Raw genomic sequence first — 12,071 nt, forward strand, 5'->3', positions numbered from 1 at the left:
CTACACCTCCTTCGATTCATGTTGTAGGGATGGAGACTCGGACCACTGGGGAGGTCCGAGGAACGGGAGGGATGCGGGCACCGAGTGCAGTGCCGATCCAAGAGCCAGCAGGACGCCGGCCGATCCGGTGGCCAGGTCCATCGACAGGCGAAGGAGCTGGTTGCCGGGGAACGCGAGGCCACCTGCGTAAGGCATCGCGTGCCAGCCGAGTCCGTACACCAGGTCGTCGACCGTCGTCTGCTGCGCACCGAGTGAGGCTGCGGTGAGAAGCAGACCGGCGCGACCCATGAACAGGCCGGGCTGGACGTAGAAGGAGCAGTGCGCCACCCGCTCGAGCTGCGCGAGCACCGCGGTCAGCTCGTCACTTGGGCGGTGCTTCAGGTAGCGCGCGAGGGCGAGTGCGATCCCGGCCGAACCTTCTTCGAGGTACGGCAGGGTCCGCCAACCCTGGTTGACCTGGAGCATGTCGCCGTCGGGTGAGGCCGAACACCGCCGCAGATCCTGCCGGATCGCGATCTCGGCCAAGTCGAGCAGACCGGTGTCACCTAGCTGCTCGAACGCTTCGATGAAGAGCAGCGCCGGACCGGACGAGCCGTACATGAGGCCGGCGTGCGGATACTGCCCGCCACTGATCTCCGGTACGTCGGTCACGTCGCCGAGGCGGTCTGCGACCAGATCGAGCACCCGGACCGCCTTGGCGCGCAAGGCGGGTTCGGTGTCGAAGTGCAGGAGGCTCAGACCGATCCCGGCCAGTCCGGAGTGCAGCCCGAGCTCGCGGGTGCTCCAGTCGTCGGCCAAAGTGCGGTCGACCAGGTCAAGTGCGTGCTGGCGATGACCGAGCACATCGAAGACATGGGCCACCCCGTGCAGGCCGTCGTACAGGCCCGGGCCGGCTGCGGTGGTGAGGCTCCGCTCGCGTAGCCACTCCTCGTATTGCTCGAAGCGGCCGGCGCCGGTCTTGGCCATGGCGTAGAGGACACCGGCTGCGCCGCTGGCGAGGTCGATGCCGCCGCCACCGCGGAACTGCGCGATGTCGCCGGGGAACAGCCGGTCGGTGCGCTCGGGCGTTGCCGAGGCCACGATCGCCTTGGTCAGCGCGGCCCGGACGTCGGTCCACTCGGCCTTGCCGGGCAGTGCGAGCTCGGCCATCTCCGGATCGCTGGTGGCGTCGGAGCCGACCACAGTCCGGACCGCCTCGTCGATCGTTGCCCTCGGCACCGGGAAGGTCTCGGTGATCATCTCGGCGAGCTGGAACGCCTTGCCCCGATGGAGATTCAGCAGGATCGTCGTCTGCGGCGCATAGACACCGAGCCCGATACAGGCCAGCGCGTAGCGGTCGACGTCGACACCCTCGCGGTCCGGCGGTGCGGCGTACCCGGGGTGGGCCAGCGTGGAGCGGGCCTTGTCCGCGGCGTTCGTCGCCACCTCGAAGTCGATCAGCACCATCCGGCCGTCGACGTCGAGCAACACGTTGTCCGGGTGCAGGTCGCAGAACACCACGCCCCGCTCGTGCAGCAAGGCGACTGCCCGGCCGACCTGCTCGACAGCGGCCGTCGCCCACTCGGCGAAGGCCGCCTTGTCGGCTTCGGTCGCATCCGGCTTGCTCAGCGGGTAGCGCCCGACCAGGTCGCGTTGCAGCGAGATCGAGTCGATGTGCTCCTGCACCATGAAGTGGTGCTCGCCGAGCTCGAAGCGCTCGTAGGTCTTCGGGACGACGTCCAGTCCTTCGAGACGCTGCAGAATCTCGTATTCGTGGGCGATCCGGGCGACTGCGTCCCGGCCGGCCAGGTCGAGACCGGCGTGCGGGCGGCCTTCCTTGAGGACGACGCGGTCGCCGGACTCCTTGTGGTGGCCGAGGTACACGCCGCCGCCGTTGGAGAACTGGATGACGCTCTCGATCGTGTACGCGAGCTCGTTGGTGGAGACCGCGTTGCGGGCCTCGAGATGCGGCTGCAGGAAGTCCGGCAGCGGCACCCACGGCGGGATGCTGAACGTCGGACCGCGATGATCCGGAACCAGCTGGCCGTGCTCGTTCTCGAGGGCGAGCACGCGCTCACCGCTCGGCGACAGGCAGAAGCGGCTGACAAAGGCGCCGTACCGGACGAAGAGTGCACCGGTGCCGTAGCGCAGGTCGCTCAGGATGTACGGGCCCTGGACACCGTCGAGGATGTCGTCGAGCTCCTTGAGGACCAGCTCCAGCTGCGCCTCGTCGGCCGGGTAGATCGTGACCAGCTTGCCGCTCGAACCGCGCGGGGCGGCCTTCGAGTTCGCCATCACCAGCACGGCTTCGTTGCGGAGGAACTTGAACGCGATGCCGCGAGGGACGCAGTACTCCCAGACGGCCTCGAGCGTCTTGATCACATCGTCGAGCCGGGCCGAGACATGGATCTTCCAGCCCTGCTGCGGCAACTGCAGACCCTCGGGTGCGTAGTGCATCCAGGTCTCGCCGGGGACGTGCTGCCAGCCCTCGGGCACCGGCCTGGTGGCCGGCTCGAAGTCCGGATGCTCCACCCCACGCTGGGTGGGTGTGTCGTAGAACGTCCGGTCTGCCAAGCAGTAGAACTCGTAGCTTTCTTGCGCTCCGTCACGCATAACCGATCACCCCCCTCTCGTGGTGCTCCGCCATCTTGGGCGGCGTGAGAGGGGGTGGCGTAGTGCACGATGTCATCACTCTGATGTGAAGAATCCACACACTACGAGTGGGTAAGTAAACACTCTTTGTTACCAGTCCGTGCGTTCTGAGCGTGAATCGGCCTGTTACAAGATGTCAATTCGTGGCAGTGAGGTCACGAGGCGTAACTTCCCTCGGCATCCTTCGTGTCCCCTGGTTCATGCGTTCGTGTCAGGTCTCAGTTCCAGTTGTCCTGCTGGGGAGTGTCGGCCGGCGACGACCACCAGTGGTGCCTCGGCAGACCGCCGCCGGGGGCGAACGCATGGAGTTCGGCGTCGAACCGGAGCCCGTCCGGATCGCCGGTCGGCGCGACCTGCGTGCCCGGCGTGACAGCGGTCAGATCCTTCAGTACGGCGGCGCCGGTGCTCGGCACGCGGATCCGCAGCAGGTGCTGGTCGGAGGAGCGCCGTACGAAGATCACCGGGTTGCCTGCGGCATCCGCGAAGCCGGACGGTCCGCCAGTGGCGATTGCACCGGTTTCGGTGGTCAAGTCGCGAGTGGTCGGCCGGTCACCGTCGAGGTCGAGAGTCCACAGCCGGATCCGGCCATCAGGGTCCACGATGACCAGGTTCTGCCGGGCCGTCAGGACCGCGCGGCCCTGGGTGTCCTTGCGGGTGCCCGAGGTGGTCCAGCCGCCGATCTTGGTGTTCGCAGCGACAGGAATCCCGAGATCGGCGCGCTGGACGTTCTTCGCGTCGGTCGGTTGCCACCACCAGCGTTGCAGGTTGCCATTGGCACCGCGGGCGTAGACGACCTGCGTCCGCCCCCAAGCGAAGGCGACCGGCGGACCGGTGATCTTGCCCCAACGGTCGCCGTGGATCTTGGCGTCGCCCGGCGAGTACCAGAGGTGGCTGAGGTTGCCATCGGTGTCGGCTCCGAACACGTGCCGCTCGGCGCCGTAGGGGAAGCCGGCCAGGTCGCCGCCGAAGTTGAAGGTGCCAAAGCCGTTGCCTGCTGCTGCGGCGGACCAGTCCGCCGTCTTCCAGCCGCTGCCGCTCACGTACGACGTCTCGCGGACAGTGCCCGTGGTTGTGCGAGTGAATGCGCTCAGGCGATTGTCCGGGTTGGCGTACGCGAGTGGGCGGCCGGTGATCGAATTGGCCGGCAGCAGGTCCTCACCGACCTGCCCTTGCGCGGCAGACCAGAAGGAATGCCGCAGAGCGCCGGTAGGCGAGGTGGTGAAGAGTTGCTGCGACTGCTGGTACCGGACTGCCGGCCCACTGGGGTTGGCGCCGAGCCCGACATCGCCGAACCGAGGCGTGTCGAGGATGCCGGGTGCACGCCCCGCCGCGTTGATGGCCGGCAGCGCATCGACGTACTTGGTGGCCACGGGTGTGGTGCCCCAGGCCTTCTGGGCGAGCGGTCGCAGTCTGGGGCTCAGGTCGCGTTCCAGCCGACCGGCGTCGTACACCGCACCTGCGGTCCAGACGCAGAACTGCAGACCGGCCAGGTGTGGGTCAGCTGCGCCACCTGGCAGCTTGAGGCCGCCATGGAAGGTTCCGGCGTCGAAGTCGTTCCAGGTCCGCTCCGGCGGATTGTCGTCGGTGGCGAGGTCGAAGTACAGGTAGCTGAGGTTGGAGTTGATCAGTGAGTTGCCGTTGGCGGCCAGCTGCGTCGGGGTGAGGCCGTAGTTGATCCAGTGCATCAGCACGAGGTTGCTGTCCAGCCGGACCTTGGTGGCCGGTGTGATGTCGTCCGTCCACATGCGGGTCGTCTTGCCGAGACTGCGGACCACACCGTTCGTCTTGTTCATGTACGCCCGGAATGCGTCCTGGACGGCACCGGTCTCGTTGTAGGTCGCCATGGCCCGCCGGTAGAGATCGGGGTAGTCGTTCACCGTCACCTTGTCGGCCCGCAGGTTGAACCGCGGCCACTCGTCACCGCCGATGTTGAACGCGTCGGACGGGAAACGGCGGGCGAGGCGCTCCACCTCCGCGTTCGCCCACGACACTCCGGCCGCATTCGTCACGTCGAGGTTGATCTTGTCGGTCTCGCCGGCCGCGTCGACCAGCCGGTAGTGCGGCGGGATGTAGCCGGTGCCGAACTTCGGAGCGTTCACCCAGCCGATCAGCTTGACGTGTCGCCGCTGGGCGAGCTGGTTGACCGCACTGATGTCGGCGTCGGTCATGTTGAAGCTGTTCAGCGTCAGCTCGTTCAGCTTCAGATAGCTCATGTCGCGAAGGATGTTGTCCAGCCACGACACCGGCATCCGCGCCACACTCAGCAGCACACCACGGGAGGGGTACCGCGGCGAGTCGGTGATCACACCGGCCGGCAGGGTCGGCTTCTGCTTGAGGAGCTGCAGCACAGTCCGAGTGCCCCAGTAGACCCCGACCGCGGTCTTGGCGGTGACAGTCGCCGTCTCCCCGAGATCGACGCGGTACGCCTCATCCCCGGTAGCGTTCGGGTCGAGTCGCAGTACGACGTCGCCCGCAGCGCTCGGACCGTCCGCCACCACAGGCGCCGTACCGAATAAGTAGGACAGGTCATCGGCGAACGTGTCGGCATCGGCTCGCAGCTCGGCGCTCGCCACCACCAGACGCGACTCTGGACGCCACTGGAACTCGCCACTTGCTGCCGGTTGCCAGGACTCCACAGCCGGCAGTACTGAGGGCAGGGGTGCGGCTGCGGTTGCCGGCGTACTGCCAGGTGCGACCAGTGCGGTCAGGAGAATGAGGAGTGCTACGACGCTGCGCAGAGACGCGGACATGCTGCAGTATCCGGCCGCTGCCGACCCGCCCGCAGCCCCTTCGACCTCCGTCGAATACGGCGGTAGCTGGGAGTCAGTGGATGATGGCGTCGCTGCAGCCGTGCCAGAGGACGGCCTGGTTGTTGCCGACGGCACCGATGGTCCCCACCGCATCGGGCTCCGGTCCGGTGACCGGGCTGCGGTCCGGCAGCGTGGCGATCCGCGTGCGCTGCGGGAACTTCCACCGCGTCGTACCGTTCACCGCAACCACCACCTGACTACCGTCCTGCTCGTCGATCGTGACAGCGTCACCACTGTCGTTGATCGACTCCGGCGTGGTCGGAAGCGGATAGAACTTGCCGTGCAGGTCGTCCCACACCAGGCCGGCGAACGTCCCGGTGTCGACGAAGATCTCCGACCCACCACTGAAGTTGCCCCGGATCTCCGAGACGACGCCCCGGTTCTTGTTCCGGGCGTACACGTACTCACCGGGCTGGTCCCAGGCCTTCCAGCGCAAGCTGATCTCGCGCTCCCGACCGCCTTCCTCGATCAGACTCCAACCGACCACCACTCCGTCGTCGTTGATATCCGTCGCACTGGACAGCTGCCCCTCCGGCGTCAACAGCACCCGCGGCTTCCCACCACCCGGCCACACCAACGACGCCAGATCCTCAGTGAAGTTGCTCATCCCCGACCCCACGATGTCGCCCCGGTTGTTGATCGCCGCCACCCCGGTCGTGCCGTTCATGTAGTCCGGAACCTCCAGCACCCGGTACGTCCCGTCCGCGAACACCCACGGCAACGTCGTACCGTCCTTCGCCGTACTGGACCCGATCACCACCCCGCTGCTGTTCACGTCGACCACGCCAGGCCCAACCCCCGGCGCATCATCCAGCACCCGCGGTACGCCGTCCGTCCACAACACCGGCCGCATGTCGTCCCCCGACCACACCCGGCCCACCACAAACCGCCCCGAATCATCGGCCTTGGTCACATCACTCTGAGCCCCCACCGGCGTACCCGCCGGCAGTGCCAACACCGACGCCGTACAAACCGGCACCCCCGCCGCCGAGGCCACCCCCACCGGCCCCATCAAGACCCCAACTGCAACCAGTCCCACCAACGCAGTCCTCCGCACAGCCCCTCCCGATCAACTAGTCAGACCCCTAGCCGACCGCTTTCCGGCCTACACCGCAATCCCTTCGACCACCACGCAAAGGAAGGATCTTGTGACTGATGACCAGAATGCTATTATGGTCATCAGTCATCAGGGGGTGGATCGATGGGGGCGGACCAGGCCGAGCGGGCCGACCGGATCCTCGACGCGGCGAAGGAGTTGCTGCTGCGGTGGGGGTACCGCCGGGTGACCGTCGACGAGATCGCCCGGCATGCCGGCGTCGGCAAGGGCACTGTCTATCTCCATTGGCGCAGCCGCGAGCAGGTGTTCTTCGCGGTCGGCGCGCGGGAGGCGGCCGCGATGGTCGCCGCCGTGGCCACCGCGATGCGCGAGGATCCGCAGGAGATCGCCCTGCACCGGTACCTGCGGAGGTTCTTCCTGGAGGCGATGTCGCGGCCGGTGCTCCGCGCGATCTTCACCCGGGATGCCGAGGTGCTGGACCGGTTCCTGTCCAGCCCGGCCCGCCGTCCGCTGCAGAGCGCCAAGCTGGTGGCCTCCCGTGACTACCTGAGCGTTCTCGCCGAGCACGGCCTGCTGCGTTCGGGTCTGCGGCCCGAGGATCTCGACTACGCCCTGCCCGCGGTCGTGTACGGGTTCTTCGGGATCGAGGTCTTTCTTCCCGCCGAGGACGCGCTGAGCCTGCCCGGCAAGGCCGATCAGTTGGCCGACACCCTGCGCCATGCGTTCGAACCAGGCAGGCCACCGTCGTCGGCGCGCCTGGCTGCCGCTGCACCGGCGGTGATTGCTGTCTTCGATCAGCACGCCAACGACTACCGCCGTGCCGCCTACGGCGGAGAACAGGAGTGATCGCGGTGGAGAACGACATCACCGGCCTGCACCACGTAGGCCTGGTCGCGGCCGATATGAGTTCGGCGGTCGAGACCTACCGGCGGCTCGGATTCACCGTGTCTGCACCGACCTATCCGGTATTGCCCTCCGCTCCGGGGGCGCCTCCCCGGCCGGTCGGCGCGGCGAACGCTCACATCTACCTGCGGCGCAACTTCGTCGAGCTGGTAACGATCGTCAGAGCTGACGAGTCGCTTCCGGCCGAGGCCGAACTGCTGCCGCTCAGCGTGCCCGACGACAAACTGCCCGGCCTGCTGACCGCCGTTCGCACTACTGCGGCGAACCTGAGCGACTGCCTGGACCGGTTCCCGGGGATGCACATCCTCATCTTCGACTCGCCGGACATCGACCGGGCCACAACCCGGCTGCGAGCCGCAGATGTCGACCATGGCGGCGTGCATTCCATTCAACGCCCGGTACACACCGCCGAAGGCACCCGCATGGCTGCCACCCGCTTCCTCGAAGTCAACAGCGACGAGCCGGGTGCGGCACCCGGCCGGCTACCGGAAGGCAGGCTCGGCATCGCCCAGAACTCCGCCGTCGACCCCCACCGGGTAATGCACGCCAACAGTGCGATCGACCTGATCGGAGGCGTGCTGTGTGTGCCGGACGACACCTGGGGTGCGACCGTCAAGCGCTACGAGATCTATCTCGGTCGCGCTGCCGACCGCACCGGCCGCACGGCGACCTTCGACCTCGGCGACGCATCGGTCACTGTGGTTGCGGACTCCGCCGTGTCCGATCTGATTCCCGGGCTGCGACCGCCGGCCTTGCCTGCCTTCGTCGCGTACCAGATCGCCGTCCAGGACATCACCCGAACAGCCGACCACCTGAAGGCCGCAGGTGTGTCGTATCACCGGACCCGCACCGGAAAGCTCGTCGTACCAGCCGACGAGGCCCTCGGCGCTGCCATCATCTTCAGCTGAGGCCTTCAGCACCGAGTGGAGGTCAGCGTCAGTCTCGTGGTGAACACCATCCGATAGGACCGTTCACCCACGGCGTAGTCCACCCGCACACCCCGCAACCCCGTTTCCTCCGCCAGTTCGTCGTCCCTGACCAGGTGGAGCACCAGGTTGTGCGCCTTGCCGTCGGCAGCCACCGCGTACCCGACAGCCGGCTGTCCCCGCGGCGCCCATCCACGCTTCAGCCCGACCAGCGAGTCGCCAAGGCCGACCGGAACGATCAACGCATCCACCACCCGCAACCCCACCGCATCAACCACCGAAACCCCGGTAACGGTCGCCTCTTCATGCCCCCTGTTCCGCAACACATCAGGTCCGAACGTCACGTCGGGCTGCCCCTTGGTCAGCGGCATACACATCGACACCCCACCGTCCCCCTGCCCCAACGGCCCCTCGCCCACCCCCGAACACCCAGCCACCAGCCCCACCACAACAACCGCCACCCCAAGACGCTTCACCCCGGTATCCACCCATGCGCAAACGCCGACGAGCAAGCAACTTGCAGCTTGTGGCAACGCCCCGATCCTCCGAAGAACAGGACGTATATGCCCAACCACGGTCATCGGGTCCACGGTTGAGCGGACTGGGCGGTATGCGCAGACGGATACGTCCTGTCGGTCGGGGGATGCCGCACGTGCGGGAGCCTTCCCCGGCTACGAGACCTGGAGCGGGGGGATCACACCGGGTAGGTGGTTACTTCGGTGGCTTTTAGGGTGGCGTGTAGGGGGTGGCCGGGGGTGGGGTGGAGGTCGGCGAGGGCGGCGGGGGTTATGTCGGCCAGGAGGGTTGGGGGGCCGGTGGGGGTGGCGTCGAGGGTTATGCGGACTGTGTGGGCGTGTTGTTCCAGGGAGGTGACTGTGGCCGGCCAGGTGTTGCGGGGGCTGCCGGTGGGGGGTGTGGGGTAGAGGCTTACGGCGGTGGGTGGGAAGGCTACGTGGACTGGGCCTTGGGCTGGTTCGGCGAGGGTGATGGTGCCGCCGGTTGGGAGGGTGACTGTGGTGCCGTTGGCGGTGCCTCGGTAGAGGTTCAGGCCTACTAGTTGGGCTACGTAGTCGGTGCGGGGGTGGCGGGCTATGTCGGTGGGGGTGCCGGACTGGACTACTCGGCCGTTCTCGATGATGACTAGGCGGTCTGCGAGGACCATGGCGTCGAGGGGGTCGTGGGTGACCAGGAGGGTGCGGCCGGGGAAGCGGGTCAGGTGCTGGCCGAGTTCGGCGCGGACGTGGAGGGTTGTGCCGGCGTCCAAAGCAGCAAGCGGCTCGTCCAGGAGTAGTACGTCGGGGCTGGTGGCCAGGGCTCGTGCTAGGGCTACTCGTTGGGCTTGGCCGCCGGAGAGTGCGCGGGGGCGGGTGCGGGCGTAGGAGGTGAGGCCGACGGTCTCCAGCCAACGGGCGGCTTCGGTTCGGGCTGTGTGTTTGTCTACGCCGCGGGCGCGGAGGCCGAAGGCTACGTTCTCCAGGCAGGAGAGGTGGTTGAAGAGGAGGTAGTCCTGGAAGACGACGCCGATGGGACGGTGCTCCGGTGCGAGGAACGTGCGGGGTGGTACGTCCCAGGTCTCGTCGTCCAGGGCGATGCGTCCGGTGTCTAGCGGGAGCAGTCCGGCGATGGTGCGCAGTGCGGTGCTCTTGCCGGCGCCGTTCGGGCCGAGCAGTGCAACGACTTCGCCGGGAGCGATCGCGAGGTCCACTTCGAGGTCGAAGGAACCGCGGGCCACGCGGAGGTCGGCGTACAGGGTCATCGCAGCCCGCTGATCCAGCGCTCGCGAAGAGACGCCAGGACGACAACGGACACCAGCAACAAGACCAGGCTCAGTACGACGGCCGCATCCGGATCAGTCTCCAAAGCCAAATAGACAGCCAGCGGCATAGTCGTCGTACGGCCCGGGAAGTTGCCGGCAAAGGTGATGGTGGCTCCGAACTCGCCTAACGCGCGGGCCCAGCACAGTACGGTTCCGGCCACGACTCCCGGCGCAATGGAAGGCAGTGTGACCCGGCGGAACGTCAGCCAGCGACCTGCGCCGAGTGTGGCGGCCGCCTCTTCGTAGCGCGGGTCTGCGGCCCGCAGTGCGCCCTCGACCGAGATCACCAGGAACGGCATGGCGACAAAGGCCTCCGCAACGATCACTCCGGCCGTTGTGAACGGCAAGGAGAACCCGAACCAGGTATCGAGGTGCTCACCGACCAGTCCGCGTCGGCCGAGGACCAGCAGCAACGCAACGCCACCAACGACCGGCGGCAACACCAGCGGGACGGTGACCAGCGCCCTGATGAGACCGCGGCCAGGGAGGTCACCTCGGGCCAGCAGCCAAGCCAGTGGGATCCCCTGCAACAAACACAGCACGGTAGCCGCGGTCGCACAGACTAAAGAGAGCCGTAGTGCCATCCACACGTCTTCACTGAACAATCGACTCGGCAACGTCGACCATGGCGCTCGGGCGAGCAATCCGATCAGTGGGATCAGCAGAAACGCCAGACCGATCAGCGCAGGCAGCAAGAGCACAAGAGGCAGTCGCCCACTCGTGCTCCTGCTGCGGCGACTCACGGTGCGCCGAAACCTGCGGCCGAGAGGACAGCCTTGCCCTTGTCGGACAGGACGTAGTCCACGAACGCCTTGGCGCCGACCGCGTTCGGTGCCTTGCGCAAGGTGGCGATCGGGTACTCGTTGATCGCCTTGCTCGCCTCAGGGAACTCGATACCGTCCACCTTGTCCTTGGCCGCGAGCACATCCGTCTTGTAGACGAGTGCCGCGTCGACCTCACCCAGGCTGACCTTGGTCAGTGCGGCCTTCACGTCCTGCTCCAGGCTGTCCGGCTGCGGTGTCAGTCCTACCGCCTTGAACACCTTGTCCGCGACCGCACCGCACGGCACCTGTGCGGCGCACAGCGCGATCTTCTTGTTCTTGTCGGTGAAGTCTTTCAGTCCGGTGATCTTGCCCGGGTTGCCCTTCGGTACGGCGATCTCCAACGCATTCGTCACGAATGTCGTCGCTGTGCCCTTGTCGGTCACCTGGTCCATGTTCTTCGGCGCTGCGGACGCGAAAACGTCAGCCGGTGCGCCCTGGTTGATCTGCTGGGCCAGAGCCGAACTGCCGGCGAAGTTGAAAACCACCTTGACGCCCGGGTGCGCAGCCTCGAAATCCTTGCCCAGCTGGGTGAACGTCCCGGTCAACGACGCCGCCGCGAATACGGCGACGGTCCCGGAGACTGCCGCCGTACCAGGGCTGGACGGCGATGAGGCGGCCGGCTGGTCGGTGCCGCAGCTGACCAAAGTCAGGGCGGCGACGGCGGTCAGCGCGGCGAAGGTGGTACGGCGGAACATCAGACCTCCGGGATCTCGACGACGACGTGGGTGGACTTGATCGAGGCGACGGCGACCACACCTGGTTCCAGGCCGAGCTCGTCGGCGGCCTCGCGGCTCATCAGCGACACGACGCGGAACGGGCCTGCCTGCATCTCGACCTGAGCCATCACACCGTCCTTGACGACGCGGGTGACGATCCCGCGCATGCGATTGCGAGCCGAGGCCGCGGTGGTGTTGCCCGGCTCCGGGGTATCGGCCAATTCCTGGGCGAACGCAGCCAGCGCCCGCCCGTCGACGGCCATCCGGCCGCCGTCCTGAACCGAGGGCAATCGGCCCTGATCGATCCAGCGGCGAACGGTGTCGTCACTCACACCGAGCAGCGCTGCTGCCTCACTGATCCGCAAATTCGGCACGGTAGACAGCATAC

Annotated in this window: 10 protein-coding genes; 2 read left to right on the top strand and 8 right to left on the bottom strand. The window is 67.1% G+C overall.

Annotation, left to right across the window (positions count from 1 at the left end; genetic code table 11):
* The 3 genes from lanKC to ABD231_RS12925 all read right to left on the bottom strand — a co-directional run bounded on the left by lanKC (position 1) and on the right by ABD231_RS12925 (position 6,480).
* Positions 1-2,592, bottom strand: coding sequence for a class III lanthionine synthetase LanKC (lanKC, locus tag ABD231_RS12915; RefSeq protein ID WP_344149866.1), 2,592 nt, complete (start codon positions 2,590-2,592; stop codon positions 1-3).
* Positions 2,593-2,849: 257 nt separating this feature from the next.
* Complete coding sequence (locus ABD231_RS12920) at positions 2,850-5,381, bottom strand: glycoside hydrolase family 20 zincin-like fold domain-containing protein (RefSeq protein ID WP_344149868.1); 2,532 nt, start codon at positions 5,379-5,381, stop codon at positions 2,850-2,852.
* A 73-nt stretch (positions 5,382-5,454) separates the two neighbouring features.
* Complete coding sequence (locus tag ABD231_RS12925; RefSeq protein WP_344149870.1) at positions 5,455-6,480, bottom strand: hypothetical protein; 1,026 nt, start codon at positions 6,478-6,480, stop codon at positions 5,455-5,457.
* Positions 6,481-6,642: 162 nt separating this feature from the next.
* Between ABD231_RS12925 and ABD231_RS12930 the strand changes: the two genes are divergently transcribed.
* The gene (locus tag ABD231_RS12930) at positions 6,643-7,344 is read left to right on the top strand and encodes a TetR/AcrR family transcriptional regulator (RefSeq protein ID WP_344149872.1); all 702 of its coding nucleotides are present in this window, start codon (positions 6,643-6,645) and stop codon (positions 7,342-7,344) included.
* A gap of 5 nt (positions 7,345-7,349) precedes the next feature.
* Positions 7,350-8,309 (top strand): VOC family protein, encoded by a 960-nt coding sequence (locus ABD231_RS12935; RefSeq protein ID WP_344149874.1) that lies wholly within the window; start codon positions 7,350-7,352, stop codon positions 8,307-8,309.
* Positions 8,310-8,314: 5 nt separating this feature from the next.
* On the opposite strand, the gene ABD231_RS12940 is transcribed toward ABD231_RS12935, so the two are convergent.
* The 5 genes from ABD231_RS12940 to ABD231_RS12960 all read right to left on the bottom strand — a co-directional run bounded on the left by ABD231_RS12940 (position 8,315) and on the right by ABD231_RS12960 (position 12,057).
* Complete coding sequence (locus ABD231_RS12940; protein ID WP_344149876.1) at positions 8,315-8,803, bottom strand: hypothetical protein; 489 nt, start codon at positions 8,801-8,803, stop codon at positions 8,315-8,317.
* A 218-nt stretch (positions 8,804-9,021) separates the two neighbouring features.
* A complete protein-coding gene (locus ABD231_RS12945; protein WP_344149877.1) occupies positions 9,022-10,083 on the bottom strand; it encodes an ABC transporter ATP-binding protein in 1,062 nt (353 codons plus the stop codon).
* Positions 10,080-10,844 (bottom strand): molybdate ABC transporter permease subunit, encoded by a 765-nt coding sequence (gene modB / locus ABD231_RS12950; RefSeq protein ID WP_425554174.1) that lies wholly within the window; start codon positions 10,842-10,844, stop codon positions 10,080-10,082. Before modB ends, ABD231_RS12945 begins: the two co-directional genes overlap by 4 nt.
* Positions 10,845-10,882: 38 nt before the next feature.
* Complete coding sequence (gene modA / locus ABD231_RS12955; RefSeq protein ID WP_344149878.1) at positions 10,883-11,662, bottom strand: molybdate ABC transporter substrate-binding protein; 780 nt, start codon at positions 11,660-11,662, stop codon at positions 10,883-10,885.
* Positions 11,662-12,057, bottom strand: a complete 396-nt coding sequence (locus ABD231_RS12960; protein WP_344149880.1) for a TOBE domain-containing protein — start codon at positions 12,055-12,057, stop codon at positions 11,662-11,664. The genes modA and ABD231_RS12960 overlap by 1 nt, the downstream gene beginning before the upstream one ends.
* Positions 12,058-12,071 lie beyond the last annotated feature (14 nt).

It is taken from the genome of Kribbella yunnanensis, from assembly GCF_039529655.1.
Lineage (GTDB): Bacteria > Actinomycetota > Actinomycetes > Propionibacteriales > Kribbellaceae > Kribbella > Kribbella yunnanensis.

What these genes read in the sequence shown, in the direction of transcription:
- lanKC (WP_344149866.1), bottom strand. Translation starts at nt 2,592, where the DNA reads ATGCGTGACGGAGCGCAAGAAAGCTACGAGTTCTACTGCTTGGCAGAC.
- ABD231_RS12920 (WP_344149868.1), bottom strand. Translation starts at nt 5,381, where the DNA reads ATGTCCGCGTCTCTGCGCAGCGTCGTAGCACTCCTCATTCTCCTGACC.
- ABD231_RS12930 (WP_344149872.1), top strand. Translation starts at nt 6,643, where the DNA reads ATGGGGGCGGACCAGGCCGAGCGGGCCGACCGGATCCTCGACGCGGCG.
- ABD231_RS12945 (WP_344149877.1), bottom strand. Translation starts at nt 10,083, where the DNA reads ATGACCCTGTACGCCGACCTCCGCGTGGCCCGCGGTTCCTTCGACCTC.
- modA (WP_344149878.1), bottom strand. Translation starts at nt 11,662, where the DNA reads ATGTTCCGCCGTACCACCTTCGCCGCGCTGACCGCCGTCGCCGCCCTG.